Origin of the sequence: Streptomyces sp. NPDC051963 (assembly GCF_044593495.1) — a bacterium.
Taxonomy (GTDB): Bacteria; Actinomycetota; Actinomycetes; order Streptomycetales; family Streptomycetaceae; genus Streptomyces.
In genome coordinates this window covers 350,114-376,673 of sequence record NZ_JBIUCC010000007.1, presented here as the reverse complement: position 1 = coordinate 376,673, position 26,560 = coordinate 350,114, and the positions used below count along the sequence as shown (strand labels likewise).

Sequence of the window (26,560 nt, the reverse complement as noted above, 5' to 3'; positions counted from 1 at the left end):
GGGGGGGGCCGGGCGGGGGGGGCGGGGGGGGGGGGGGGGGGGGGGCGGGGGCCCCCCGGGGGGGGCGCGGGGGGGGGGGGGGGGGCGGGGGGGGCGGGGGGGGGGGGGGGGGGGGGGGGCCGCGGCGGGGGTGTCCGTCCTCGGAACGTCGCGACTCGGTCTCTTGGTGAGGGGACCGCGTTGACGCGACAACCGCTGCGGGCGGACACCCCCGCCGCGTCCCCTTCTCGCCGTGCGCGACTGCGGGTCCGTGCACCAGGCCGCTCTCGCTGACCTGGGCGGGCCTAGTCGGCCAGGTGTCGCTCCACTGTCTCCACCTTTGAGGTGAGACCGTCCGTCACGCCCGGGCGGATGTCCGCCTTGAGGACCAGGGACACGCGCGGGGCGCGCTCCTCGACTGCGGCGACGGCCCGCTTGACGACGTCCATGACCTGGTCCCACTCGCCCTCGATGGACGTGAACATCGCGTCCGTGCGGTTGGGCAGGCCCGATTCGCGGACGACTCGGACGGCGTCGGCGACGTACTCCCCCACGTCCTCGCCGACGCCCAGCGGCGTCACGGAGAAGGCGACGATCACGCGTTCACGATCCCTTCCTTGCGGGCGCGGGAGGCGATCACCGCGTTCTCTGCCTCGTGCTTGAGCTTGCGTTCGGCGAAGAAGCCGCCGGTGGGCAGCACGGAGAGGACGAAGTAGAGGGCGGCGGTCTTCACGGGCCACTTCACCCGGTTCCAGGCGTCCGCCCAGAAGATCACGTACAGGATGAAGAGGACGCCGTGGATCATGCCCATCGCGGGCACCGCGTTGAAGTCCGTGGTCCGCTTCAGCACCGAGCAGACCAGCAGGAGCAGGAACGAGACGGCCTCGGGGGCCGAGACGAGGCGGAGGCGGCGGAGGGCGGCGGCGGTCTTGAGGTCCACGGGTCACCTTCGGTGGGAGAGGCTCGACTGCTTGTGAACACAGGCACAAACGTCCGGCCATTGTGGCAAACAGTTGGGGGGCCGTGTGGGTGGGGGGCGGGCTGCTCGCCCCTAGGGGTGCGATCAGGGTCCTTATCCACCTGTGGGGCCTGTTGGCGGGCACCGCGTGCGGCTATTTTCGCACCGTGGCGATGTTCCGACTTCAAGGCAGCAAGGTGCTCGCCGTCGACATGACCGGGGACGCCGTGAAGGCGAAGAACGGCTCGATGGTCGCGTACGACGGGCAGATGGCCTTCAAGAAGCTGAGCGGTGGCGGTGAGGGCATCCGCGGGATGGTGACGCGGCGGATCACCGGTGAGCAGATGACGGTGATGGAGGTGAGGGGGCAGGGGACCTGTTGGTTCGCGGACCGCGCGTCCGAGATCAACCTCGTGAGTCTCCAGGGCGACAAGCTGTACGTGGAGTCGAGCAACCTGCTGGCGACCGACGCCGGGCTGCGCACGGGCACGTCCTTCACGGGGCTGCGCGGCGCCTCGCAGGGCAATGGGTTGTTCACCACGACCGTCGAGGGGCACGGACAGGCGGCGATCATGTCCGACGGCCCGGCGGTGGTGCTGAGGGTGACCCCGCAGTATCCGCTGAGCGTCGACCCGGGTGCCTATGTCGCGCATCAGGGGAACCTGCGGCAGTCCTTCCAGTCCGGTGTGACGTTCCGCACGTTGATGGGCGAGGGCGGCGGCGAGGCCTTCCAGATCCGGTTCGAGGGGGACGGGCTCGTGTACGTACAGCCCAGTGAACGGAACACCGTCGCGGGGGATGTGTGAGATGACCTTCCGTGAGATCAACTCGAAGATGGTCGAGGCGACTGTGATGCCGGGGCAGCGGCTGTTCAGTCAGCGCGGTGCCATGCTCGCCTACAAGGGCGAGGTGTCCTTCACGCCCAACATGGCGGGCGGCTCGGGCGGGATCATGTCGATGATCGGGCGCCGGGTCGCCAACGAGGACACGCCGCTGATGACCGTCGAGGGCAGCGGCACGGTGCTGTTCGGGCACGGCGGCCACCATGTCCAGGTGATCAACCTCTCCGGCGACACCCTCTGTGTGGAGGCGGACCGGCTGCTCGCCTTCGAGGGCACGCTCCAGCAAGGGACGATGTTCCTGGGTGCGCAGGGCGGCGTCATGGGGATGGTTCGGGGCCAGGTGTCGGGTCAGGGGCTGTTCACGACAACCCTCAAGGGACAGGGCGCGGTCGCGGTGATGGCGCACGGCGGTGTCTTCGAGATACCGATCACCCCGCAGCGGCCCGTCCATGTCGACCCCCAGGCGTACGTCGCCCACCACGGCGACGTGCGCAACAAGCTGTCGACCGCTCTCGGCTGGCGGGACATGGTCGGCCGCGGCTCCGGCGAGGCGTTCCAGCTGGAGCTGAGCGGCCACGGCGCGGTGTACGTCCAGGCCTCGGAGGAGAAGCTGTGACCTACGGAACTCCGGGCGTCGTCGTCCACGACCCGATGACCCTGCCCGTCGACGACAGTGTCAACAACTACACCTTCTGCGTGGAGCTCAAGGGCTCCCAGTGGTTCCTGCAGAAGGGGAAGATGATCGCCTACTACGGCTCGATCGACTTCAACGGCATCGGGCACGGACGTTTGGACCGACTTGTCCGTACGTCATTTCATTCGCCTCTGCACGCAAGCGACTGGGTCGTGGCGGAGGGCTCGGGCAAGATGCTCCTCGCCGACCGGGCCTTCGACGTGAATTCGTACGACCTCGAGAACGGCAACCTGACCATTCGCTCGGGCAACCTGCTCGCTTTTCAGCCAAGTCTCGCGCTCAAGCAGTCGATCGTTCCGGGATTTCTGACGCTGATCGGAACCGGCAAGTTCGTAGCCGCATCTAACGGTCCGGTTGTGTTCATGGAGCCGCCGATCCGGGTGGACCCGCAGGCGCTCGTCGGCTGGGCCGACTGCCCGTCGCCGTGCCATCACTACGACCACGGCTATATGACGGGCCTGATGGGCGGTCTACGTGCGATGACGGGCCTCGGTGGGGCCTCCGGAGAGGAGCATCAGTTCGAGTTCGTAGGAGCCGGCACGGTCCTGCTTCAGTCCACCGAAACCCTCATGGCGGAGCAGGCCACGGGGGCGGTCCCGCACCAGGCCGGCGTACCCGGTGGCCAGGGGGGTCACACAGGCACCCCACAGCAAACGGGCACACCGCGTCTTCCCGGACAGCTGGGGGACCTCCAGCGTCGCTTCGGGCTGTGAGCGGTAGTCTGCGGAGTGTGACATCGAACGCGTGCGCACAGTCACACCACCCTCATTAGTTCGCCTTTCAACCTTTTAGGTAGACTTCATTCATGGAGACCGAGACGGCCACGCCCTGGCTGACCGATGCGGAGCAGTGCGCCTGGCGCACCCACCTGGAGGTCAACAGGCTGTTGACGTACCAGCTCGAGAAGGACCTGCAACCGTTCGGCCTGACGATGAACGACTACGAGATCCTGGTGAATCTCTCCGAGTCGGATGACGTACGGATGCGGATGAGCGACCTCGCGGCCGCCACCCTTCAGTCGAAGAGCCGCCTCTCGCACCAGATCACCCGCATGGAGAACGCGGACCTGGTGCGGCGCGAGAACTGCGAGTCCGACCGCCGTGGACTGTTCGCCGTGCTGACCGAGCACGGTATGGAGACGATGAAGAAGGTCGCGCCCCATCATGTGGCGTCTGTGCGGAGGCACTTCATCGATCTGCTGTCCCCCGAGGCACTGACCGAGCTCGACAAGGGCCTGAAGCCGATCGCGGAGCATCTGCGCGGGCAGCGCGGGCGCCCCTGACGTCCTGATCAGGCAAGCGGCAGGCGGAGTTCGAACAGGGCTCCGCCTGTCGGCGCGTCCCGCACCGTGAGCGTGCCCCCGTGCCGTACGGCGACGTCCCGGGCGATGGCAAGGCCCAGTCCCGCACCGCCGTCGTCCCGACTGCGGGCGGCGTCCAGCCGTACGAACCGCTCGAAGATCCGCCCCCGCTCGGCCTCCGGCACCCCGTCGCCGTCGTCGGCGACCTCGACCACAGCCCGGTCACCGTCGCGCCGTACGGCCACGGTGACCGCCGATCGCGCATGGCGCTGGGCGTTGTCCAGCAGATTCGCCAGCACCCGCCCCAACTGCCCGCGTGATCCGGTCACGTCGAGCGCGTCGAGGGCCTCGACCCGCACGCCCGCCCGTCCCGCGGCCTCCTCCCCGGCCAGCGCGGCCAGGTCCACGCGCGTGTCGGTCGGCCCCTCCCCCGCGTCCAGCCGGGCGAGCAGCAGCAGGTCGGCGGCCAGGTGCTGGAGTCGTACGGTGTCGGCGACCGCGCCGTCGAGGTCCAGCAGCTCCGGATGCGCGGCAGCCACTTCGAGCTGGGTGCGCAGCGACGCGATCGGACTGCGCAGCTCGTGCGAGGCGTCGGCGACGAACCTCCGCTGGCGCTCCACGGAGGTCTCCAGGGCGGCCAGCGTCTCGTTGGTGGTCCGGGCGAGCCGGGCCACCTCGTCGTGTGTGTCCGGCACCGGCACTCGGCGGGCGAGATCCTCCGAGGCGGTGATCGCGGCCATCTCGCCGCGGATGCCCTCGACCGGGTGCAGCGCGCGCCGGGTGACCAGCCAGGTCACGCCCGCGACGACGCCGAGCAGCACCGGGAAGCCGATCAGCATGACGGTCAGCGCGGTGTTGACGGCCCCCTGCTCGGCGGAGAGCGGGGCGCCCGCGTAGACGGTCAGCGAGCCTTGGCCCTGGACATCCACGGGGACGGCGGCGAAGAGGTAGTCGGCCGTCTCGCCGTCGATGGTCGCGGAGCCGTCGGTGAAGGTGGTGTGGTCGCCGACCTCACCGGGTTCGAGGGACTCGTCGTCCGAGTCGTCGTCGTCATCGTCATCGCCGTCCACCGGGCCGGCCGACGGTCCCTGCGGCCGTACCGCGGCCGTGCCCGTCCCGCTGATCCGCTCCAGCTTCTCGCTGGCCGCGACCAGCGTGCCGTCCTCGTCGACGACCTGCACCGGCCGTGCGTCGTCGTCCAGGGACAGTTGCTCGTACGTCTTCCCGGTCGCGAGGTCGGTGGCGACCTCCCGGGCGCTCCGCTCGGCCTGCGTACCCGCCTGGCCGTGGAGGTTGGACCGCAGGGACAGCAGTACGGCGGTCCCGGCGGCGAGCAGCGCCACGGCGACGACGAGGGTGGCGCCGAGGGTCGCCCGGGAGCGTACGGAGCCGAAGAGCCGTCCTCTCACGCCGCCTCCAGCCGGTAACCGGCGCCGCGCACCGTCCGGATGAGCCCGGCGCGCAGCTTGCGCCGCAGGGTGCTGATGTACACCTCGACGATGTTCGGATCGCCCTCGTACGCGAAATCCCAGACGTGCTCCAGGATCTCGGCCTTGGACACCACCTCGCCGGCCCGCATCACCAGCTGCTCCAGTACGGCGAACTCCTTGGCGGTCAGGGTGACTTCGTCCTCGTCCAGGAAGACGCGGCGGGCCGCGGTGTCGACCTTCAGCTCGCCGTGGACGTGCACGGGCGAGGTCCCGGCGCCCTGCCGTCGCCGCAGCAGGGCCTTGATGCGGGCGACCAGGACGACGTACGAGAACGGCTTGGTGAGGTAGTCGTCCGCCCCTGTGTCCAGGCCCTCCGCCTCGTCGTACTCGCCGTCCTTGGCGGTGAGCATCAGGATCGGCACGTCGTGGCCCGCGGCGCGCAGGGCGGCGCAGACGCGGTAGCCGTTGAGGCCGGGGAGCATGATGTCGAGGATCACCAGGTCGTACGTTCCCTCGGTCGCCCGGTGCAGGCCTTCGCGGCCGTCGTGCACGACGTCGACGGCGTAGCCCTCGGCCGTCAGGCCCTTGGCGAGCGACAGGGCCAGCCGCTTCTCGTCCTCCACGATCAACAGGCGCATGTGGTCCAGGTTCCCAAAGCCAAGCTGAAGATCTCTTCAGGCGGCTTCAGGTTCCCCTCAGCGTCCGTCGGCGACATTGATTCACGTCGAAACGCAAACGACTGGGGAGGAATCCACATGAAGCGCAACATCGTGATCGCCGCTGTCACGGCCGCCGCACTGATCGGGGGCGGCACGGCCACGGCGCTCGCGGTCACGGGGGACGACGACGGGACGGCGGCGCCGAAGACAGGCACGCAGGTGACGGGGGACGACGACTCGGCACGGGTGGCCTCCGGCACCGTGACCGCCGCCGACGCCATCGCCACCGCCCTGAAGGAAGCCCCCGGCACCGCCGTCTCCGCCGAGCTGGACGACGACGGCGACGGCGACGACGGCCCGGCGCAGTGGAAGGTCCGCGTCCTCGCCGGCGACGACACCTGGCACAAGGTCCGCATCGACCCGGCCTCCGGCAAGGTCCTCGGCTCCCAGACCGGGCGCGATGACGACGACGATGCCGATGACGACGACACCGCCGACGCACGCGCCGCCCTGAAGGGCACCTCCGTGACCGCCGCGGAGGCCGCCACGGCCGCCGCCTCCAAGGGAACGGTCACGGACATCGACCTCGACGACGACGGCCCCTCGAAGGCCTGGGAAGTCGAAACGCACCCCTCCGGCAAGGACGACCGCGACTACCGGGTCGACCTGAACTCCGCCAAGGTCACGACGGACACGGACGACGACAGCGACGACCGCAACTCTCGCGCGGACGACGACCGTCACGACGGGTCCGACCACGACGACGACCGAGGCGCCGACGACGACACCGACGACTGACGATCAGCACGACCCATGGGGGCGCCGTGGCGCCCCCATAGGGGCGCGGGGAACTGCCCGACCAGCCACAACGGGCCCGCAGACGACCAACGACCCACCGCAGCACTACCGACGATGGGCACCCAGGCGCCCCCAAAGGGGCGCGAGGAACTGCCCGACCAGCCACAACCGACCCGCAGACGACCAACGACCCACCGCAGCACTACCGACGATGGGCACCCAGGCGCCCCCAAAGGGGCGCGAGGAACTGCCCGACCAGCCACAACCGACCCGCAGACGACCAACGACCCACCGCAGCACTACCGACGATGGGCACCCAGGCGCCCCCAAAGGGGCGCGGGGAACTGCCCGACCAGCCACGACCGGCCCGCAGACGACGAACGACCCACCACAGCACTCCGTGCGGAGCAGCCCGCGTCAGCCCGACGTGATTCCCGCGACCAGTTCGTCCGCCGCCCGGTACGGATCCAGTTCCCCCGCCACGATCCGTTCCGCCAGCGCGCTCAGTCGCCGGTCGCCGTGCAGATCCCCGATCCGCTCGCGCAGGGCGGTGACGGCGATCGTCTCGACCTCGCGGGAGGCGCGGGCGAGTCGGCGCTCGGCGAGGACGCCCCGCTCCTCCATCCAGGCACGGTGCTTCTCCAGGGCTTCGACGACCTCGTCGATGCCCTCGGCGCGGGCGGCGACCGTCTTGACGATCGGGGGGCGCCAGTCGCCGGGGCCGCGGGACTCGCCGAGGCCCAGCATGTGGTTCAGCTCGCGGGCGGTCGCGTCGGCGCCGTCGCGGTCGGCCTTGTTGACGACGTACACATCGCCGATCTCCAGGATTCCGGCCTTGGCCGCCTGGATGCCGTCGCCCATGCCGGGGGCCAGGAGGACCACCGACGTGTCCGCCTGGGACGCGATCTCGACCTCCGACTGGCCGACCCCGACCGTCTCGACCAGGATCACGTCGCAGCCCGCCGCGTCCAGCACGCGGATCGCCTGCGGCGCTGACCAGGCGAGGCCGCCCAGGTGACCGCGGGTCGCCATCGAGCGGATGTAGACGCCCGGGTCGGACGCGTGCTCCGACATCCGCACACGGTCGCCGAGCAGCGCGCCGCCGGAGAAGGGCGAGGACGGGTCGACGGCCAGGACGCCGACCCGCTTGCCCTGCTTGCGGTACGCCGTCACCAGGGCCGACGTCGATGTCGACTTGCCGACACCCGGTGAGCCGGTGAGGCCGACGACGTACGCATTGCCCGTGAGCGGGGCCAGCGCCGTCATGACCTCGCGGAGCTGCGGGGACGCCCCCTCCACCAGGGAGATCAGCCGGGCCACGGCACGCGGCCTGCCCTCCCTGGCCTGGGCCACCAGCGTGGAGACGTCCTGCATCACAGCTCCGTTCAGCTCACCGACGTACAAACAGACTGCTCAGCCCTTGGGTACCCGCACGATGAGCGCGTCACCCTGGCCGCCGCCACCGCACAGGGCGGCCGCGCCGACGCCGCCGCCCCGCCGCTTCAGCTCCAGCGCCAGGTGCAGGACGAGGCGGGCACCCGACATGCCGATCGGGTGACCGAGGGCGATCGCACCCCCGTTGACGTTCACCGTTTCGGTGGACACTCCGAGGTCCTTCATTGACTGGACGGCAACCGCCGCGAACGCTTCGTTGATCTCGATGAGATCGAGGTCGGAGACGTCCATGCCCTCCTTCTTGAGGGCGTGCAGGATCGCGTTCGACGGCTGGGACTGGAGCGAGTTGTCGGGACCGGCCACATTGCCGTGGGCGCCGATCTCGGCGATCCACTCCAGTCCGAGCTCCTGCGCCTTGGCCTTGCTCATCACGACCACGGCCGCCGCACCGTCGGAGATCTGCGAGGCGGAACCGGCGGTGATCGTGCCGTCCTTGGTGAACGCCGGACGCAGCTTGCCCAGGGACTCGGCCGTCGTCTCCGCGCGGATGCCCTCGTCCTTGCTGAAGACGACCGGCTCGCCCTTGCGCTGCGGAATCTCGACCGGGGTGATCTCGGCCTCGAAGATGCCGTTCTTCTGGGCGGCCGCGGCACGCTGGTGCGACAGGGCGGCGATCTCGTCCTGCTCGGGGCGCTGGATGCCGAGACGTGTGTTGTGCTTCTCGGTCGACTCGCCCATGGGGATGTTCTCCCAGGGGTCGGTCAGACCGTCGTACGCCATGGCGTCGAGCATCTCGATGGCGCCGTACTTGAAGCCCTCGCGGGACTTCGGCAGCAGGTGGGGGGCGTTGGTCATGGACTCCTGGCCGCCCGCGACGATCACGTCGAACTCGCCGGCCCGGATCAGCTGGTCGGCCAGCGCGATGGCGTCGAGGCCGGACAGACAGACCTTATTGATCGTCAGCGCCGGAACGGACATCGGGATGCCCGCCTTGACCGCGGCCTGGCGTGCCGGGATCTGCCCTGCCCCGGCCTGGAGCACCTGGCCCATGATCACGTACTGCACCTGGTCGCCACCGATCCCCGCACGGTCGAGGGCGGCCTTGATCGCGACGCCGCCCAGATCAGCGCCGGAGAACGACTTGAGAGAGCCGAGCAACCGGCCCATCGGAGTTCGGGCACCCGCGACGATGACGGATGTCGTGGTGTTCGTTCCAGACATGAGGTGCGATCCCCTTTCAGCTGCACAGCTGAGGAGTGAACGAGGGTTTACTTCGAATGTACTGAGCGGTAGTCCGCCCCGTCATCCGACTGTCGGTGTGATCGCCCGCACGTTGCGCAACCGCATGGGGAGCGCTCCACTACGTACATGCTGACGCGAATCGACCACATCGGGATCGCCTGTTTCGACCTCGACAAGACCGTCGAGTTCTATCGGGCCACGTACGGCTTCGAGGTGTTCCACACCGAAGTCAACGAGGAGCAGGGCGTGCGCGAGGCCATGCTCAAGATCAACGATACGTCCGACGGCGGGGCTTCCTACCTCCAGCTCCTGGAGCCCGTCCGCGAGGACTCCACCGTGGCGAAATGGCTCGCCAAGAACGGTGAGGGCGTCCACCACATCGCCTTCGGTACCGCGGATGTCGACACCGATGCCGCGGACATCAAGGACAAGGGCGTACGCGTCCTCTACGAGGAGCCGCGACGCGGCTCCATGGGGTCACGGATCACCTTCCTGCACCCAAAGGATTGCCATGGCGTCCTGACAGAACTGGTCACTTCGGCGCCTGTTGAGTCACCTGAGCACTGACCCTCGTACATATGGGCCGGTAGGGTTGGGGGCGGTCGCCGCTCCAGGGGGGTGACCGCACGCCGGGGTCCGGGTTTCGGGGGGCGAGCGTCGGGGCGGCAGCCCATGCTCCGCCGTTGATCTGACACCATTCCCCGGGGGCCCCGTTCGGCGGATGGACGGAGCTCGTTTGGAGAGACTTGCGACCAGGGGACGGATGGGACCGCGCAGTGCGGGGCTACGAACGCCAGGAGCGAGAGCCGGCGGCTGACGTCGACCACCTCTCTCGGTTCGAGGCCGAGATGGAGCGGCTGAAGACCGAGCGGGAAAAGGCGATTCAGCACGCCGAGGACCTCGGCTACCAGGTCGAGGTGCTGCGCGCCAAGCTGCACGAGGCGCGGCGCACCCTCATGTCCCGACCGGCCTATGAGGGCGGCGACATCGGCTATCAGGCCGAACAGTTGCTGCGTAATGCCCAGATGCAGGCCGACCAGCTGCGGCTGGACGCCGAGCGGGAGATGAGCCAGGCCCGGGCGCAGACCCAGCGGATCCTCCAGGAGCACGCCGAGCAGGCGGCCCGGCTCCAGGCGGAGTTGCATCAGGAGGCGGTCACCCGTCGCCAGCAGCTCGACCAGGAGCTGGCCGAGCGCCGGCAGACCGTCGAGTCGCACGTCAACGAGAACGTGGCGTGGGCCGAGCAGCTGCGCGCCCGCAGCGAGTCGCAGGCCCGCCGGCTGCTCGATGAGTCCCGCGCGGAGGCCGAGCAGGCTCTGGCGGCCGCCCGTACCGAGGCCGAGCGGGTCACCGCCGAGGCCCGGGAGCGGCTGCTGAAGGACGCCGAGACGGCCCGCTCGGAGGCCGAGCAGCTCCTGCGCCGCGCCCGCACGGACGCCGAGCGCCTGCTGAACGCGGCATCCACCCAGGCCCAGGAGGCCACCGACCACGCCGAGCAGCTGCGCACCTCCACGGTGACCGAGTCCGACAGCGCCCGCCGCGAGGCGACCGAGCTGAGCCGGGCCGCCGAGCAGCGCATGTCGGAGGCCGAGGAGGCGCTGCGCACGGCGCAGTCCGAGGCCGAGAAGGTGCTCACCGAGGCCAAGGAGGCCGCCGCCAAGGCCCTCTCCAGCGCCGAGGCGGCCAACGAGCAGCGCACGCGTACGGCGAAGGAGCAGGTCGCCCGGCTGGTCAGCGAGGCCACCAAGGAGGCCGAGACCACCAAGTCGGACGCCGAGCAGGTCGTCGCGGAGGCCCGCGCCAAGGCCGAGAAGATCGTCACGGAGGCCGAGGAGAACGCCCGCAGCCTCACCGCCGAGGAGACCGCCTCCCAGCTCGCCAAGGCGGCCCGGACCGCCGAGGACGTCCTCAACAAGGCGTCCGAGGACGCCAAGAACACCACGAAGGCCGCCACCGAGGAGGCCGAGCGGATCCGCTCCGAGGCCGAGGCCGAGGCGGACCGGCTGCGCGCCCAGGCACATGACATCGCCGAGGGGCTCAAGGGTGCGGCGAAGGACGACACCAAGGAGTACCGCGCCAAGACGGTCGAGCTCCAGGAGGAGGCCCGTCGGCTGCGTGGCGAGGCCGAGCAGCTGCGCGGCGACGCGGTCGCCGAGGGCGAGAAGATCCGCGCGGAGGCCCGCAAGGAGGCCGTCCAGCAGATCGAGGAGGCGGCCAAGACCGCCGAGGAACTGCTCGCCAAGGCCAAGGCCGACGCGGACGAGCTGCGCCAGACCGCCCAGGGGGACAGCGAGAAGGTCCGCACCGAGGCCATCGAGCGGGCGACGACGCTGCGCCGCCAGGCCGAGGAGACGCTTCAGCGCACCCGCCAGGAGGCCGAGCGGCACCGCGAGGAGGTCGTCGAGCAGTCCGAGGGCATCAAGGCCGACGCCGAGCGGGCCGCGCGCGAACTGCACGAGGAGACCGAGCGCGCCATAGAGGCCCGCCGTGCGGAGGCCGCAGAGGGACTGACCCGGCTGCACACGGAGGCCGAGGAGCGGCTCGCCGCGGCCGAGCAGGCGCTGACCAACGCCCGCGAGGAGGCCACGCGGATCCGCCGCGAGGCCGCCGAGGAGACGGAGCGGCTGCGCGCCGAGGCCGCCGAGCGGATCCGCACGCTCCAGGCGCAGGCCGAGACGGAGGCCGACCGGCTGCGCAACGAGGCCGCGTCGGACGCGTCCGCCTCCCGCGCGGAGGGCGAGGCCGTCGCCGTACGCCTGCGGTCCGAGGCCGCGGCGGAGGCCGAGCGGCTGAAGTCGGAGGCCCAGGAGACCGCCGACCGGGTACGGGCGGAGGCGCAGGCCGCCGCCGAGCGGCTCGGCACGGAGGCCACGGAGACGCTGGCCGCCGCCCAGGAGGAGGCCGCCCGGCGCCGCCGCGAGGCCGAGGAACTCCTCGGTTCCGCGCGCCAGGAGGCGGACCAGGAGCGTGAGCGGGCCCGCGAGCAGAGCGAGGAGCTGCTGGCCTCGGCGCGCAACCGCGTGGAGGAGGCGCAGGCCGAGGCCGTCAGGCTGGTCGAGGAGGCCGACCGGCGCGCCACCGAGATGGTGTCGGCGGCCGAGCAACACGCCCAGCAGGTACGGGACTCGGTCCTCGGGCTGCACGAGCAGGCCCAGGAGGAGATCACCGGGCTGCGCTCCGCCGCCGAGCACGCGGCGGACCGTACCCGGCGCGAGGCGCAGGAGGAGGCCGACCGGGTTCGCGCGGACGCCTACGCCGAGCGGGAGCGGGCCAGCGAGGACTCGGGCCGTATCCGGCGCGAGGCGGCCGAGGAGACGGAGGCCGCCAAGTCCCTTGCGGAGCGCACCGTTTCGGAGGCGATCGCCGAGTCGGAGCGGCTGCGTTCGGACGCGTCCGAGCATGCCCAGCGGGTGCGCACGGAGGCGTCGGACCTCACCGCGCAGGCCGAGCAGGACGCCTCACGCACCCGGGCGGACGCCCGCGAGGACGCCAACCGGATCCGGTCGGACGCGGCCACGCAGGCGGACACCCTCATCACCGAAGCGCGTTCCGAGGCAGAGCGGTTGGCCACGGAGACGGCCGCGGAGGCCGAGCGGGTACGGACCGAGTCGGTCGCCCAGGCCGAGCAGCGGATGTCGGACGCGACCGGCGACGCGGAGCGGCTGCGCGCGGAGGCCGCCGAGACGGTCGGCTCGGCTCAGCAGCACGCCGAGCGGGTCCGCAGCGAGTCGGCACGGGTCAAGGCGGCGGCCGAGGCGGAGGCCGAGCGGCTGGTGTCGTCGGCGCGCGAGGAGGCCGAGCGCACCCTCGACGAGGCGCGCAAGGACTCCAACAAGCGGCGTTCCGAGGCGGCCGAGCAGGTCGACACGCTCATCACGGAGACCACCGCCGAGGCGGACAAGCTGCTCACCGAGGCGCAGCAGCAGGCGCACAAGACGACGGCCGAGGCCGAGGCGCAGGCCGACACGATGGTCGGCGTGGCCCGCACCGAGGCCGACCGGCTGGTGTCCGAGGCGACGGTCGAGGGCAATGGGCGGGTGGAGAAGGCCCGTACGGACGCGGACGAGTTGCTCGTCGGTGCCCGCCGGGACGCCACCTCGATCAGGGAGCGCGCCGAGGAGCTGCGGGACCGCATCACGACCGAGATCGAGGAACTGCACGAGCGGGCCCGCCGTGAGTCGGCCGAGACGATGAAGTCGGCGGGCGACCGCTGCGACGCACTCATCAAGGCCGCCGAGGAGCAGCTCGCCAAGGCGCAGGCGAAGGCCAAGGAGCTGGTCTCGGAGGCCAACTCCGAGGCGGGCAAGGTCCGTATCGCCGCCGTCAAGAAGGCCGAGGGTCTCCTCAAGGAGGCCGAGCAGAAGAAGGCCACTCTGGTCCGGGAGGCCGAGGAGCTCAAGGCCGAGGCGATCCGCGAGGCGAAGCTCACGGTCGAGGAGGGCAAGCGCGAGCTGGAGACCCTGGTGCGGCGCCGCGAGGACATCAACGCCGAGATCTCCCGTGTCCAGGACGTCCTGGAGGCGTTGGAGTCCTTCGAGGCCCCGACGGCCGGCAAGGACGGAGCCGTCAAGGCGGGCGCCACGGTCGGCGCCCCCCGATCGAGTGGCAAGTCGCAGGAGAGCTAGCGGAGTCGGCGAGTTTCGTTGTCTTCTGGGGCCTTTGACCCAGTCTTTGGCAAGCCGTCTGAGGGTTAGCCACTCAAAAGGGGTGTCATTCTCCAGATCAAACACGCATCCGCTCGATGACACACCGCTTCGGCCCCTAGGATTCCCCCTATCACCTCACCGGTCTCATTCGACAGGAACCCCATGAGCGACACTTCCCCCTACGGCTTCGAGCTTGTGCGGCGTGGGTACGACCGCGCTCAGGTGGACGAACGCATCTCGAAGCTCGTCTCCGACCGCGACAGCGCTCTGGCCCGCATCACCGCTCTGGAAAAGCGCATCGAGGAGCTCCATCTCGAAACGCAGAACGCCCAGGCCCAGGTAACCGACGCAGAGCCGTCGTACGCCGGCCTCGGCGCGCGTGTCGAGAAGATCCTCCGCCTCGCCGAGGAGGAGGCGAAGGACCTGCGAGAGGAGGCCCGGCGCGCTGCCGAGCAGCACCGCGAACTCGCCGAGTCGTCGGCCCAACAGGTCCGCAACGACGCAGAATCGTTCGCTGCGGAGCGCAAGGCCAAGGCGGAGGACGAGGGCGTCCGGATCGTCGAGAAGGCCAAGAGTGACTCCGCTCAGCTGCGTGCCGAGGCGCAGAAGGACGCGCAGTCCAAGCGCGAGGAGGCGGACGCCCTCTTCGAGGAGACCCGTGCGAAGGCCGCGCAGGCCGCCGCCGACTTCGAGACGAACCTCGCCAAGCGCCGCGAGCAGTCCGAGCGTGACCTGGCATCCCGTCAGGCCAAGGCGGAGAAGCGCCTCGCGGAGATCGAGCACCGCGCGGAGCAGCTGCGCCTGGAGGCGGAGAAGCTGCGCACGGACGCCGAGCGCCGCGCCCGCCAGACGGTGGAGACGGCACAGCGCCAGGCCGAGGACATCGTGGCCGACGCCAACGCCAAGGCCGACCGGATCCGTTCGGAATCCGAGCGCGAGCTGGCCGCCCTCACCAACCGCCGCGACAGCATCAACGCCCAGCTGACGAACGTGCGCGAGATGCTCGCCACGCTCACGGGCGCCGCGGTGGCCGCCGCCGGCACACCGGCCGAGGACGAGCCGATCTCCCGCGGAGTCCCGGCGCAGCAGTCCCGGTAAGCACGTGAGGTAGCAGTACGACCGGGGCCCGCATTCCCTGCCAGGGGGTGCGGGCTTCGTCGTGTCCGGGGGATGAGGGGCAGCTGCGCCTGTTCGGCGGATGCTCCTGCTGCCGCTGTACACCGACAGGCCGACGGCGACGGCGCCCGGGTGACGGGACCGCTCAGCGACCGGCTCGGCCCCCGCATCCGGTTCGCGCATGCCCTCCTCCGGGTGACGGCTTTCACGATTGTTGCCGGAGTCGTTGGTCTCGGTTTGCCTGTCCGGGTGGCATCTGCCGAACGCCCGTCTTAGCGTTGCCGCATGATTGAGCTTGAGGGCCTGACCAAGCGGTACGGCGAGAAAGTCGCGGTCAACAACCTCACGTTCACCGTCAGACCGGGGATCGTGACGGGATTCCTCGGGCCGAACGGCGCGGGCAAGTCGACGACGATGCGCATGATGCTCGGCCTCGACCGGCCCACAGCCGGTGACGTGCGGATCGACGGCAAGCACTACGACCAGCTCAAGGACCCGCTGAAGTACATCGGCGCGCTCCTCGACGCCAAGGCCATGCACGGCGGCCGTAGCGCCTTCAACCACCTGCTGTGCCTGGCGCAGAGCAACGGCATCCCCAAGAGCCGGGTGCACGAGGTGCTGGACACGGTCGGGCTCACCTCCGTGGCCAAGAAGAAGGCCAAGGGCTTCTCGCTCGGCATGGGCCAGCGGCTCGGCATCGCGGGCGCCCTGCTCGGCGACCCGCGGATCCTGATGTTCGACGAGCCCGTCAACGGCCTCGACCCGGAGGGCATCCACTGGATCCGCAACCTCATGAAATCGCTGGCCGCACAGGGCCGTACGGTCTTCGTGTCGTCGCACCTCATGAGCGAGATGGCACTGACCGCCGACCACCTCGTCGTCATCGGCCAGGGCCGGCTGCTCGCCGACACCTCCATGGCCGACTTCATCGCGCGGAACTCACGGTCGTACGTCCGGATCCGCACCCCGCATCGCGAGCGGTTCCTCGATGTGCTGCACGGCGCCGGGGTCACGGTCGTGGAGAGCGGCACCGGGGCCCTCGAAGTGGACGGCGGGAAGTCCGAACGGATCGGTGAGCTGGCCGCGCAGCACCAGATCGTGCTGCACGAGCTGAGCCCCCAGCAGGCCTCGCTGGAGGAGGCGTTCATGCAGCTGACCGCCGAGTCGGTGGAATACCACGCACACTCCGACACCCCCCGGGAAGAACCGTGGGGCAACGGCTGGAACAAGGGGGCCTGAACATGGCGACGACCCAGGTCATCCGCTCCGAGTGGACGAAGATCCGCTCCGTCGCGTCCACGGTCTGGACGCTCTCCCTCGCCGTGGTCGTCACCATCGGCCTCGGCATCCTGATCTCGGCCCTGTCGAAGAACGAGTTCGACAACATGAACCGGCAGGACCAGCTCTCCTTCGACCCGACCTTCATCAGCTTCGCGGGCATGAGCCTCGGCCAGCTGGCGATGATCGTGTTCGGCGTGCTCGTCGTCTCGAACGAGTACAGCACCGGCATGATCCGCACCTCGCTGGCCGCGGTGCCGCAGCGCGGCAGCTTCATGTTCAGCAAGATCGCGGTCGCCACCGGCCTCTGCCTGGCCGTCGGCCTCGTCACCAGCTTCGTCACGTTCTTCCTGGGCCAGGCGATGCTCGGCGACCTCAAGGCGTCCATCGGCGATCCCGGTGTGCTGCGCGCGGTCATCGGCGGCGGGGTCTACATGACCCTCATCGCGATGTTCTCGATGGGCGTCGCCGCGATGCTGCGCTCACCGATGCTGTCGCTGGGCATCCTGATGCCGTTCTTCTTCCTGATCTCCAACATCCTCGGCAATGTCTCGGCGACGAAGAAGATCGGCCAGTATCTGCCCGACCAGGCCGGCAGCAAGATCATGCAGGTGGTCACGCCGATCGACGACGACGCGCCGTACGGCCCCTGGGGCGGTCTCGCGATCATGGTGCTGTGGGTCGTCGCGGCACTTGTGGGCGGATATGTGCTGCTGAAGAAGCGGGACGCCTGAGCCTTACGATTTTGCTTCGTTTTGAACGGAACCGTCAGCGCCCGGATATCCTCCTAACCCTTACGGGGGCGTGTGCCCTGCTGTCCTGACCTTTCGATGGGTGCGGAGCATGATCGAGGCAGTCGGCCTGACCAAGCGCTACGGCGACAAGACCGCTGTGTACAACCTTTCCTTCCAGGTGCGGCCCGGTGCCGTCACCGGCTTCCTCGGGCCCAACGGCTCGGGCAAGTCGACGACGATGCGGATGATCCTCGGCCTGGACAACCCCACGTCGGGCCAGGTGACGATCGGCGGCTACCCGTACCGGAGGCTGCCCAACGCCGCTCGCCAGGTCGGCGCCCTGCTCGACGCCAAGGCCGTGCACGGCGGCCGGCACGCCCGCAGCCACCTGCTGTGCCTGGCCCAGCTGTCCGGTATCCCGGCCCGCCGGGTGGACGAGGTGCTCGGCGTGGTCGGTCTCCAGGACGTGGCGAAGAGGCGCTCCAAGGGCTTCTCCCTCGGCATGGGCCAGCGCCTCGGCATCGCCGCCGCACTGCTCGGCGACCCCCAGGTGCTGCTCTTCGACGAGCCGGTCAACGGCCTCGACCCCGAGGGCATCCTCTGGGTGCGCAACCTGATGAAGTCGCTCGCGGCGGAGGGCCGTACGGTCTTCGTCTCGTCCCACCTCATGAGCGAGATGGCGGTGACCGCCGACCACCTCATCGTCATCGGCCGCGGGCAGTTGCTCGCCGACATGCGCATCACGGACTTCATCTCGGCGAACTCCGCCGACTTCGCGCGCGTGCGCACCCCCGACACCGAGCCGCAGCAGCGCGAGAAGCTGACCACCGCGATCGCCGAGGCCGGCGGGCATGTGCTGCCGGAGCAGGACGGCGCGCTGCGGGTGATGGGGCTGCCGCTCCCCCGCCTCAGCGACATCGCGCACGAGGCGGACGTACGCCTGTGGGAGCTGTCGCCGCACCAGGCCTCGCTGGAGGAGGCGTACATGCGGATGACGCAGGGCGCCGTCGACTACCGGTCGACGGTCGACCAGAAGGAAGGGCTCATGCAGCCCCTGCCGCCCGGTATGCAGCCGCCGATGCCGGTACCGGGACAGGGCCAGCCCGGCTGGTACGCCCCGCCGCCGCCCCAGCAGGGCGGGCAGCCGTTCGCACCGCCGGCTCCGCAGGTCCCCCAGGGACACAGCCCGTACGGCGCTCCCGGCGCAGGGCAGGCCAACCCTTACGCCCAGCCCGCGCCCGCCGCGCCCCCCGTGCCCGCAGCGCAGCCGACGCCCGCCGCTGCCCCGACCAAGCCCGAGGACGCCCGATGAGCACGCCCCAGCCCCCGACGCAGCAGGCCGCGCCCGCCTGGCAGGCGGCGCCCGGTGCGCCGTTCCCGACGTACACCTCGCCGATCCCGGTGGTCCGGACGCACCTCGGGCACGCTCTCGCCTCGGAGTGGACGAAGATCCGGTCGGTGCGCTCCACGATGTGGACGCTGGGCGTGTTCGTGCTGCTCGTCGTCGGCATCGGGCTGTCGGCCGGCGCGCTGGTCGCCAACTCGAACGACGATCTGGGCGACGAGAACCCGCTGGCCCTGGGCTTCTTCGGACTGCTCCTCGGCGTCATGTGCATCATCACCCTCGGTGTGCTGACGACGGCCTCGGAGTACGGCACGGGCATGATCCGCACGACCATGACCGCGTGCCCCTCGCGGGGGCGGGTGCTGGCGGCGAAGGCGATCGTGTTCTTCACGGTGGCGTTCACGGTGACGCTGGTGGCGTCCTCGTTCGTGGCCTTCGCGCAGGTGGGCATGGTGGACGGGGCCCGGGAGCCGTCCGGCGGGGAGTGGCTGAAGGGCACGGTCGGTGTGTCCCTCTACATCGCGCTGATCGGGCTGCTCTCGCTGATCGTCGGGGCGATCGTCCGGCACTCGGCGGGCGCGATCACGATCATGATCGGCGTCGTCCTGGCCCCGCTGGTGATCGCGCTGTTCATGTTCTCGTCGTCGCTGGAGGACCTGCGCCAGGCGCTGTTCGAGTACTCGATCCCGAACCAGCTGAGCATCTTCTACTCCCAGTCGCTCACCGACACGGGCCCGTCCGGCTGGGACCCGCTGTGGATCGTCCTCGGCCTGACGGCCGTGGCCTTCGTCGGCGCCTACGCCCTACAGGAGAAGCGGGACGTCTGAGCCCGTCAGAACCTGGGCGCGTTCCTGGACCGCTGCACCCGCGTGGTGCGGCGGTCCTTCGCGTTCCAGCACGCCTTGTGCCAGTGCCGGCGCTCGTCGACGCCCGAGTGCTCCGGCCAGGCGACGACATGCGGGACACCGGAGGGGATCAGCTGGTCGCAGCCGGGGCAGCGGTACGTCTTGCCCTGCGCACTGGCCCCGGCCACGTGCCGTACGTTCCACTCCTCGCCCTGCCAGTTCTGCGTCGACTCCCAGCCGCCGTAACGGCCCGACCGGTCGTCCTCGGCGCTCCGGCCGGACGACTCACTGCCCTTGGGTCGGTTGCGACGCGGGGACACGGAACACCTCACGGGGCTATACAGGAAGCACGGGCCATATCCAGCCTACGCGGCGCGGTCAGGGGTACGCGTAGGGCACCAATCATCGCAAGTCCCCCTCCGGGCCGTCCCCTTCCCGATCTCTTCCCCGTCTCTTCTTGATCGGTTCTCCAGACAATCCGCAAATCTCTTCGTCAAGCCGTGTCCTCGGCACGTGTCAGACGGTTATGCCCGGTGGGGGAGCTCCGTGTCGGAGCCAAGGAAGCAGGAAAAGGCAATGCGCGTAGGAAGTTTCGTGTTGGCGGCCCAGTTCCCGGGCCAGGGCCAGGGGGAGGCGCTGCACCGCGCGGTCCGCTCGGCGGAGGTGGCGGAGGAGGCGGGGCTCGACGCGGTATGGCTGGCCGAGCACCACTTCGTGCCGTACGGCACCTGTCCCTCGGCGATCACCCTGGCCGCGTTACTGCTCGGCCGCACCAGGCGCCTCCGGGTCGGTACGGCGGTCAGCGTACTGCCCACCGTGCACCCCGTCGCCCTCGGCGAGCAGGCCGCGCTGCTGCATGTGACGAGCGGCGGGCGCTTCTCGCTGGGCGTCGGGCGCGGTGGGCCGTGGGTCGATCTGGAGGTGTTCGGCTCGGGCCTCGAGGCGTACGAGAAGGCGTACCCGGAATCACTCGATCTGCTGCTGCGCTGGTTGCGCGAACCCTCGGTGGCGGCGGACGGAGACCGTTTCGGCTTCCGTGAAGTGCCCGTCGTACCAAGGCCGTCGGAGTCACTGTCCGATGCCCCGGGACCCGAGGTCGTCCTCGCGTGCACCTCACCGGCGAGCGTGCGGCTGGCCGCGGAGCGCGGGCTGCCGATGCTGCTCGGGATGCATGTGGGGGACGAGGAGAAGGCGGAGATGGTCGCGCTGTGGCGCAAGCACGCGCGCGCGTGCGGGCATCCGGCGGACCGGATCCTCGGCGCGGCCCATGTCTCGGCCGGCGTCTGCCAGATCGCCGACCGGCGTACCGAAGCGGTGGAGACGCTGCTGAAGGCGATGCCGGGCTGGCTGAAGCAGGGCCTGGACGCCCATGTCACGGTCGACGGCCGCGCGCGCCAGATGCGCGATCCGCTGGCCTACACCGAACTCCTCTGCGGACTGCACCCGGTGGGCACCCCGCGGCTGTGCGCCGACCGTCTTGCGGCGACCAGCGAGCGGACCGGCATCAACCGCTTCGCCCTGCTGGTCGAGGGCTCGGGCGACCTCGCGGCCACCGAGGAGAACGTCCGGCGGCTCGGTGCCGAAGTGCTCCCGCACATCCGGTGACGGGCCTGCCCGGCGGGAGCTTGCCGCTCCAGTACTGAATGCACCTCCCGCGTACGGAGCGGCAAGCCAGGCGGCTCACTGCGTCAGCAGTCCCTGAGTTCCGGGGACTGGTTGAGCAGCTGATTGCGGACCGAGGTGAAGCGGGCCAGCGTCTCGTCGACCGAGGAGTCGAGCGGGAACACCGCCACCCGGTGACAGTTCTGGAAGGCCAGCCGGACACCGAAGTGCCGTTGCAGCGCGCCGCGAATCGCGTCACTGGCAAGCGCACGCAGCAGCTGGCCGCGTGCCTGCTCATCCGGCGGGGGCGTCTGGTTGTCGGCGAACTGGCCGCCGTCCACCTTCAGCTGGGCCACCAGGGAGCTGATCATCTCCCATGCATAGGGCAGGGAGGTCCGGACGCAGTCGACGAAGGCAGCTTCGTCGACCTCGCCTCGCTCGGCCTGTTCGAGTAGGGCCGGTGAGACGTCGAGCGACATGGGTTCTCCTCTCGCACCCCCGGATCACGGGGGTTGCCGGACAGGGAAAGGGAGTTCGCGATATCGAACACGCTGCGTACACACATCGCGACCTCCCGTTTAATACGGTAAGCAACGGACGGTGACGGCACCAGCAGAATGCGTACATGGAGCGGTCTCAATAGGCGCACTATCGGCCATAAACGAACAGGGGTACACCAGGGCGAATCGCGTGCACTGCCGCCCGTCGAGTAGCGTTGCCGACCATGCGTCTCGTCATTGCCCGATGCTCCGTCGACTACGCGGGCCGGCTCACCGCCCATCTGCCCTCCGCACCCCGCCTGATCCTGGTGAAGGCGGACGGCAGCGTCTCGATCCACGCGGACGACCGGGCCTACAAGCCTCTGAACTGGATGTCGCCGCCCTGCACCCTGAAGGAGGGAGAGGGCGACGAGAAGGGCGTCTGGACCGTCATCAACAAATCGGGCGAGAAGCTCATCATCACGATGGAGGAGGTGCTCCATGACTCCTCGCACGAATTGGGCGTAGATCCTGGCCTGATCAAGGACGGCGTGGAAGCACACCTTCAGGAACTGCTCGCCGACCGCATCGAGACGCTCGGCGAGGGCTACTCGCTGATCCGCCGCGAGTACATGACGGCCATCGGCCCCGTCGACATCCTGTGCCGCGACGCCGACGGGCAGACGGTCGCGGTCGAGATCAAGCGGCGCGGTGAGATCGACGGCGTGGAACAGCTCACCCGCTACCTGGAGTTGCTCAACCGCGATCCCCACCTCGCCCCGGTCCGCGGCGTCTTCGCCGCCCAGGAGATCAAGCCCCAGGCCCGCGTCCTCGCCACCGACCGCGGCATCGGCTGCCAGGTCCTGGACTACGACGCGATGCGGGGCATCGAGGACGACAAGCTGCGGCTGTTCTGAGGGCAGTTCCGAGTTCTACGACGAAGAGGGCCGGGTCCATGGAAAGGACCCGGCCCTCTTGTGCTGCGCGGAACGTCAGATCACGTCGCCCGAACTGCTGGGGCTGCTTGCCTCGCTGGTCTCGGGGGCGCTTGCCGAACTGCTGGTCTCGGCCGGGGAGGACGCCGGGCCGCTGGCCGAGTCGGAGGTGGACGGGGTCGTGGACGGCTCGGTCACGGTCGGGGTCGGGGTCGGAGACGTCGGGGTCGGCGTCGGAGTGGGAGACGTAGGAGTCGGCGACGTAGGAGGCTTCGATGTCGTCGGCGGCTTGCTCGTCGGCGGCTTCGTGGACGAGGTCGGATCGCTCGGGCGCTTCGTACCGCTCGGCTCGTCCGAAGGCTCGTCCGTGTCCGTCGGCGTCGGGTCGTCGGACGTGCCGTAGGTGCCGTCCGGGCCCGGGTCGGTCGGGCTGCTGGTCGCCGCGCCGACGTCCCCGGAGTCGTCGCTGCCGTCGCCGTCGCCCGCCTTGTCGGCACCGAGGCTGTCGTCACCGACGCCCTGGCTGGCGGACGGGTTGGGGCCCACCTCGTTGGACGGGGTGTTGGGGTCGTTGTTGGACGTGGCTCCGAGGGTCACCACCGTACCGAGGACGGCCGCGAGGAGCGCGCCCGCACCGGCGGCCACCAGGTTGCGCCGGGCGAGGCCACGGAGGCCGCCCCGGCCCTTGTGGGCGGCCGGGCCGGGTGTGGACCGGTGGGTGACGAGGGTCGCGGGGTCGGAGGGCGACTGGAGGGGCGGGAACGCCGCCGGGATACCGCCGGGCGGTGACTGCGACTCCTCGTAACGGGCGTCCGGCACCTCCTCCCCCGTGGTGGCGCCGATGCCGACCGGGGTGCCCGAGCGATCCGCGACCAGGGCGAGCGCGCGACGGCCGGCGACGGTGCCGCGCTTGTCGGTGAGTGCGCCGCGCAGGCCGATGGAGGCCTCCAGCTCGGCGCGGGCTCGGTCGAGCTGTCCCCCGCAGAGCGCGAGTATGCCCAGCTCATGGTGGAAATAGGCCTGTTCGGACACCTCGCCGGTGAGCCGGGAGGCTTCGGAGCCGTAGCGCAGGGCCTGTTCCCAGGCGCTCCAGTGCAGCCCCGCGGCGAACGCGGGCGCGGCCGTGCGGGCCAGCTGCACGGTGACGCTCTCCTCGCCCTCCGCCGGGGGCGTGGTCGCCGGTGCGATGACGCCGAGGGCGGCGAGCACGGCGTCCGCCTCGGCGCACACCCGCTCCGGGGTGACCGAGGGATGTCCGGCCCACCAGCCGTAGTGCTGGGCGGCGGTGAGGGCCCGGCCCTGCACGTCGTCGCCGTATCCGACGGCCTCCAGCTGGGTCTGCACCCCGGCGGCCAGCCGGTAGCGGGAGCCGACCGGGGAGACCAGCGCGCAGCTCAGCAGCTCGCCGAGGGCGGCGTCCGCGTGGGTGTCGCCGACCAGCGCGGGCAGATGTGCCTGGTGCGGCACCTCACCGCCGAGCGCGACGGCGAACCGCAGGGTGTCCCGCGCCGATTCGCTCATCCGGGACGCGAGCAGCGCGGCGGGCGCGGCTCCCTCGGCGAGCGACGGCAGCGGTACGTCATGACCGTCGCCGGCCTCGAAGGGCGCGTCGACCGGGGCGCCCTGGAAGACACCGAACTCGTCGAAGGACTCGGCGCTGGACCGCAGCCGGTCGCGCTGCCTCAGCAGGGCACCGGCCTGGACGAAGCGGAGCGGCAGTCCCTCGGACTCGAACCAGAGGTCGCCGGCCCAGTTCGCCTCGTCCTCGGTGAGGACGCGGCCCACGGCCCGCTCCAGCAGTTCCACACCGCCGGCGCGGTCGAGCCCGCTGAGGAAGACCTCCTCGACGGCCGAGTCGGCGGACGGCACGGGCACGTCCGGGGTGGCGGCGATCAGGAAGGCGCACTCGGGGGTCGCGTCCAGCAGTTCGTCGAGCGCGGCGCCGCCGAACTCGATGTCGTCCAGGATGACGACCGCACCGATCTCCCGGACGAGATCGTGCAGTTCGTCCCGTTCCGGTCGGTGCAGCGGCGCGTTGTAGACGGCGTAGAAGAGGTCGTGGAGCAGGTCGCTCGCGGTGCGGTGGTGGCCGCCCAGGCGGACGACGCCGTCGGGCGCGAGGTCCGCGCAGTCCTCGGCGACCACGTCGAGAAGGGCGGTGCGGCCGGAGCCGGCGGCACCGGTGAGGCGTACGGAGCGGCCGCGGGCGAGCAGCCTTACCAGCCGCTCGCGCTCCTCCTGGCGGGCCAGGAGCGGTAGTGCGGGCCGACTGGGCCCGGGCGGTACGGGCGGCTTGGCCGCACGGTCCACCTCGGCGCGCTCGGCCGCGCTGAACTTGGCCGGCCGCCCCGGGCGCTCGCCCGGCGGGCAGGCCTCGATCTCGCTGCCGTCGACGGGATTGACGGTGAGCAGGAAGTCGCCCGTGACGAGTTGCACGGTGCGGGCGAGCGTCGGCGAGTGTTGTCCGAAGTCGGATGCGAGGGAATCCCGGGGCTGGCGCTGACGCGGCGTGTCGCCGTCACCGTCATGGCCGTACTCCTCGGGTCCCCGGTTGTTCGGGTCCATAGGTTCCAAGCCCCCCAAAAGCGTCGTGTGCCGGCACCGGCCCCTCCCGGCCTGTTGCACACCGCGCTGTCGCTTCTGGTCCGGGCCCGCTCGAAGGGTTGTCTGGCAGCGGGCGACCGAACCCTAAACCTTCGCACAGTATCTACGACAGCCCGGGGTACCGCGCGGTCCGAGACGTCACAGTCTCGTGAGGATTGTGCGCGTCGTGCGCTTCGCAACCGTAACGCCCGACCCGCTGTGTCCCACTCACGCCGGACGTCACACGCGGGGCAGCGACTCCACCCCGATACCACCCTCGATGGCCAGGATCCGGTGCAGCCGGGTGGCCACCAGCAGGCGCTGCATCTGCGGAGGTACGTCGCGCAGCACCAGGCGCCGGCCGCAGCGGCCGGCCCGTCGGTGGGCCCCCATGATCACACCGAGTCCGGTGGCGTCCCAGGAGTCCAGCTCGGACAGGTCCAGCACCAGATCGCCGACTCCGTCGTCGACGGCCGAGTGCAGGACCGTACGGGCGTCCGCCGCGCTGCGGACGTCGAGGCGGCCCCCGACGACCAGCTCGGCGTGGTCGCCCCTGATGAACATATGCGCTCCCCGTGGTGCGTCTTGTGCTCCGCGTTGTGATGCCCGGTGATGCAACCTCTGACTGTGCGAAGCGGTCAGAGGTTGCCATCTGTAAGCGAACCGATACCGAATTCACCCCGGCGGGTGATGCGCCAGGGGCATGTGCGGTTTCAGTGCTTGTAGAAGCCCTGCCCGCTCTTGCGCCCGATGTCACCGGCGTCAACCATCCGGCGCATCAACTCGGGCGGAGCGAACTTCTCGTCCTGGGACTCGGTGTAGATGTTGCCGGTGGCGTGCAGCAGGATGTCGACGCCCGTCAGGTCGGCGGTGGCCAGCGGTCCCATGGCGTGGCCGAAGCCCAGCTTGCAGGCGAGGTCGATGTCCTCGGCGGTCGCGACGCCCGACTCGTAGAGCTTGGCGGCCTCGACGACGAGGGCGGAGATGAGACGGGTCGTCACGAACCCGGCCACGTCGCGGTTGACGACGATGCAGGTCTTGCCGACCGACTCGGCGAACTCCCGTGCGGTGGCGAGGGTTTCGTCGCTCGTCTTGTAGCCGCGGACCAGCTCGCACAGCTGCATCATCGGCACCGGCGAGAAGAAGTGCGTGCCGACGACCCGCTCCGGACGCTCCGTCACGGCCGCGATCTTCGTGATCGGGATGGCGGAGGTGTTGGAGGCGAGCACGGCGTCGTCGCGCACGATCTTGTCGAGCGCACGGAAGATCTCGTGCTTGACTTCCAGCTTCTCGAAGACGGCCTCGACGACGATGTCCGCGTCCGCGACGGCGTCCAGGTCGGTGGTCGCGGTGATCCGGCCGAGAGCGGCGTCGGCGTCATGCGCCTCGAGTTTGCCCTTGCCGACGAATTTGTCGTACGACGCCTTGATGCCGTCGGTGCCCCGCTTCAGCGCCTCGTCGGTGACGTCGCGCAACACGACGTCCCAGCCGGCCTGCGCGGAGACCTGGGCGATACCGGAACCCATGAGGCCGGCGCCGATGACGGCAAGCTTCCGTGCCACTGTGCGACTCCCCTTTGAATACTCACAGCCTGTTTTTACTTATGCCCTCTCCGGCGGACCCTAGCGGCAGTGAGGGTGCTGTGTGACCGGTAAGTAATGCGCGTCACGTAGGTAATGCGCGTCACGTCCCGCTTCTTT

25 protein-coding genes are annotated in these 26,560 nt (G+C 70.2%); 14 read left to right on the top strand and 11 right to left on the bottom strand.

All coding sequences use genetic code 11. From position 1 onward, the window contains the following. Nucleotides 1–284: 284 nt before the first annotated feature. Both ACIHFB_RS29765 and ACIHFB_RS29760 read right to left on the bottom strand, forming a co-directional pair. Entirely contained in the window at nucleotides 285–578 is a 294-nt protein-coding gene (locus ACIHFB_RS29765) for an MTH1187 family thiamine-binding protein (protein ID WP_365283657.1), read from the bottom strand. Beyond that, nucleotides 575–919, bottom strand: coding sequence for a DUF3817 domain-containing protein (locus ACIHFB_RS29760; protein WP_365283659.1), 345 nt, complete (start codon nucleotides 917–919; stop codon nucleotides 575–577). Before ACIHFB_RS29760 ends, ACIHFB_RS29765 begins: the two co-directional genes overlap by 4 nt. Before the next feature lie 191 nt (nucleotides 920–1,110). Between ACIHFB_RS29760 and ACIHFB_RS29755 the strand changes: the two genes are divergently transcribed. The 4 genes from ACIHFB_RS29755 to ACIHFB_RS29740 all read left to right on the top strand — a co-directional run bounded on the left by ACIHFB_RS29755 (nucleotide 1,111) and on the right by ACIHFB_RS29740 (nucleotide 3,755). Next, nucleotides 1,111–1,743, top strand: a complete 633-nt coding sequence (locus ACIHFB_RS29755; RefSeq protein ID WP_365284038.1) for an AIM24 family protein — start codon at nucleotides 1,111–1,113, stop codon at nucleotides 1,741–1,743. Between the two features lies 1 nt (nucleotide 1,744). Beyond that, complete coding sequence (locus ACIHFB_RS29750) at nucleotides 1,745–2,395, top strand: AIM24 family protein (RefSeq protein WP_365283661.1); 651 nt, start codon at nucleotides 1,745–1,747, stop codon at nucleotides 2,393–2,395. Nucleotides 2,396–2,430: 35 nt separating this feature from the next. Next, nucleotides 2,431–3,186, top strand: a complete 756-nt coding sequence (locus ACIHFB_RS29745; protein ID WP_365284040.1) for an AIM24 family protein — start codon at nucleotides 2,431–2,433, stop codon at nucleotides 3,184–3,186. Nucleotides 3,187–3,278: 92 nt separating this feature from the next. Beyond that, nucleotides 3,279–3,755, top strand: coding sequence for a MarR family transcriptional regulator (locus ACIHFB_RS29740; protein ID WP_365283663.1), 477 nt, complete (start codon nucleotides 3,279–3,281; stop codon nucleotides 3,753–3,755). An 8-nt stretch (nucleotides 3,756–3,763) separates the two neighbouring features. Here the strand turns inward: ACIHFB_RS29740 and ACIHFB_RS29735 are convergent, their stop codons facing one another. Further along, a complete protein-coding gene (locus ACIHFB_RS29735) occupies nucleotides 3,764–5,182 on the bottom strand; it encodes a sensor histidine kinase (protein WP_400128591.1) in 1,419 nt (472 codons plus the stop codon). Next, complete coding sequence (locus ACIHFB_RS29730; protein ID WP_400128590.1) at nucleotides 5,179–5,841, bottom strand: response regulator transcription factor; 663 nt, start codon at nucleotides 5,839–5,841, stop codon at nucleotides 5,179–5,181. Before ACIHFB_RS29730 ends, ACIHFB_RS29735 begins: the two co-directional genes overlap by 4 nt. 117 nt (nucleotides 5,842–5,958) lie before the next feature. Here ACIHFB_RS29730 and ACIHFB_RS29725 point away from each other — a divergent pair, with 117 nt between their 5' ends. Continuing rightward, complete coding sequence (locus ACIHFB_RS29725) at nucleotides 5,959–6,660, top strand: PepSY domain-containing protein (protein ID WP_365283669.1); 702 nt, start codon at nucleotides 5,959–5,961, stop codon at nucleotides 6,658–6,660. 417 nt (nucleotides 6,661–7,077) lie between these two features. Here the strand turns inward: ACIHFB_RS29725 and meaB are convergent, their stop codons facing one another. Next, entirely contained in the window at nucleotides 7,078–8,034 is a 957-nt protein-coding gene (gene meaB, locus ACIHFB_RS29720) for a methylmalonyl Co-A mutase-associated GTPase MeaB (protein ID WP_400128589.1), read from the bottom strand. Nucleotides 8,035–8,073: 39 nt separating this feature from the next. Next, nucleotides 8,074–9,276 carry an acetyl-CoA C-acetyltransferase gene (locus ACIHFB_RS29715; RefSeq protein WP_400128588.1) on the bottom strand — a complete coding sequence of 401 codons (1,203 nt, stop codon included), beginning with the start codon at nucleotides 9,274–9,276 and terminating at the stop codon, nucleotides 8,074–8,076. 147 nt (nucleotides 9,277–9,423) lie between these two features. On the opposite strand from ACIHFB_RS29715, the gene mce reads away from it, so the two are divergent. The 7 genes from mce (at nucleotide 9,424) to ACIHFB_RS29680 (ending at nucleotide 19,243) form a co-directional block, all read left to right on the top strand. Further along, nucleotides 9,424–9,864 carry a methylmalonyl-CoA epimerase gene (gene mce, locus ACIHFB_RS29710; RefSeq protein WP_210593824.1) on the top strand — a complete coding sequence of 147 codons (441 nt, stop codon included), beginning with the start codon at nucleotides 9,424–9,426 and terminating at the stop codon, nucleotides 9,862–9,864. Between the two features lie 209 nt (nucleotides 9,865–10,073). Further along, on the top strand, nucleotides 10,074–13,922 hold the full coding sequence (scy, locus tag ACIHFB_RS29705) for a polarized growth protein Scy (RefSeq protein WP_400128587.1): 3,849 nt from the start codon (nucleotides 10,074–10,076) through the stop codon (nucleotides 13,920–13,922). A gap of 183 nt (nucleotides 13,923–14,105) precedes the next feature. Next, nucleotides 14,106–15,041: a cellulose-binding protein gene (locus ACIHFB_RS29700; RefSeq protein WP_365283677.1), complete on the top strand. Its 936-nt coding sequence runs from the start codon at nucleotides 14,106–14,108 to the stop codon at nucleotides 15,039–15,041. A 303-nt stretch (nucleotides 15,042–15,344) separates the two neighbouring features. Then, nucleotides 15,345–16,298, top strand: coding sequence for an ABC transporter ATP-binding protein (locus tag ACIHFB_RS29695; protein WP_365283679.1), 954 nt, complete (start codon nucleotides 15,345–15,347; stop codon nucleotides 16,296–16,298). A gap of 2 nt (nucleotides 16,299–16,300) precedes the next feature. Beyond that, the gene (locus ACIHFB_RS29690) at nucleotides 16,301–17,071 is read left to right on the top strand and encodes an ABC transporter permease (protein WP_365283681.1); all 771 of its coding nucleotides are present in this window, start codon (nucleotides 16,301–16,303) and stop codon (nucleotides 17,069–17,071) included. 109 nt (nucleotides 17,072–17,180) lie between these two features. Beyond that, nucleotides 17,181–18,383, top strand: a complete 1,203-nt coding sequence (locus ACIHFB_RS29685; RefSeq protein ID WP_365283683.1) for an ABC transporter ATP-binding protein — start codon at nucleotides 17,181–17,183, stop codon at nucleotides 18,381–18,383. Beyond that, nucleotides 18,380–19,243, top strand: coding sequence for an ABC transporter permease (locus ACIHFB_RS29680; RefSeq protein WP_365283685.1), 864 nt, complete (start codon nucleotides 18,380–18,382; stop codon nucleotides 19,241–19,243). The genes ACIHFB_RS29685 and ACIHFB_RS29680 overlap by 4 nt, the downstream gene beginning before the upstream one ends. Nucleotides 19,244–19,248: 5 nt before the next feature. Here ACIHFB_RS29680 and ACIHFB_RS29675 read toward each other — a convergent pair whose 3' ends face one another. Beyond that, nucleotides 19,249–19,581 carry an ATP/GTP-binding protein gene (locus tag ACIHFB_RS29675; protein WP_365283687.1) on the bottom strand — a complete coding sequence of 111 codons (333 nt, stop codon included), beginning with the start codon at nucleotides 19,579–19,581 and terminating at the stop codon, nucleotides 19,249–19,251. Between the two features lie 256 nt (nucleotides 19,582–19,837). On the opposite strand from ACIHFB_RS29675, the gene ACIHFB_RS29670 reads away from it, so the two are divergent. After that, a complete protein-coding gene (locus ACIHFB_RS29670; RefSeq protein WP_365283689.1) occupies nucleotides 19,838–20,866 on the top strand; it encodes an LLM class flavin-dependent oxidoreductase in 1,029 nt (342 codons plus the stop codon). Between the two features lie 83 nt (nucleotides 20,867–20,949). Here ACIHFB_RS29670 and ACIHFB_RS29665 read toward each other — a convergent pair whose 3' ends face one another. Then, nucleotides 20,950–21,342: an SCO5389 family protein gene (locus ACIHFB_RS29665; RefSeq protein ID WP_095748035.1), complete on the bottom strand. Its 393-nt coding sequence runs from the start codon at nucleotides 21,340–21,342 to the stop codon at nucleotides 20,950–20,952. 245 nt (nucleotides 21,343–21,587) lie between these two features. Between ACIHFB_RS29665 and nucS the strand changes: the two genes are divergently transcribed. Next, complete coding sequence (gene nucS, locus ACIHFB_RS29660; protein ID WP_365283692.1) at nucleotides 21,588–22,259, top strand: endonuclease NucS; 672 nt, start codon at nucleotides 21,588–21,590, stop codon at nucleotides 22,257–22,259. Nucleotides 22,260–22,334: 75 nt separating this feature from the next. On the opposite strand, the gene ACIHFB_RS29655 is transcribed toward nucS, so the two are convergent. The 3 genes from ACIHFB_RS29655 to ACIHFB_RS29645 all read right to left on the bottom strand — a co-directional run bounded on the left by ACIHFB_RS29655 (nucleotide 22,335) and on the right by ACIHFB_RS29645 (nucleotide 26,422). Beyond that, complete coding sequence (locus ACIHFB_RS29655; protein ID WP_400128586.1) at nucleotides 22,335–24,842, bottom strand: ATP-binding protein; 2,508 nt, start codon at nucleotides 24,840–24,842, stop codon at nucleotides 22,335–22,337. Nucleotides 24,843–25,100: 258 nt separating this feature from the next. Next, a complete protein-coding gene (locus ACIHFB_RS29650; RefSeq protein WP_155060612.1) occupies nucleotides 25,101–25,424 on the bottom strand; it encodes an STAS domain-containing protein in 324 nt (107 codons plus the stop codon). A 149-nt stretch (nucleotides 25,425–25,573) separates the two neighbouring features. Then, on the bottom strand, nucleotides 25,574–26,422 hold the full coding sequence (locus ACIHFB_RS29645) for a 3-hydroxyacyl-CoA dehydrogenase family protein (RefSeq protein ID WP_210593810.1): 849 nt from the start codon (nucleotides 26,420–26,422) through the stop codon (nucleotides 25,574–25,576). Nucleotides 26,423–26,560: the final 138 nt, after the last annotated feature.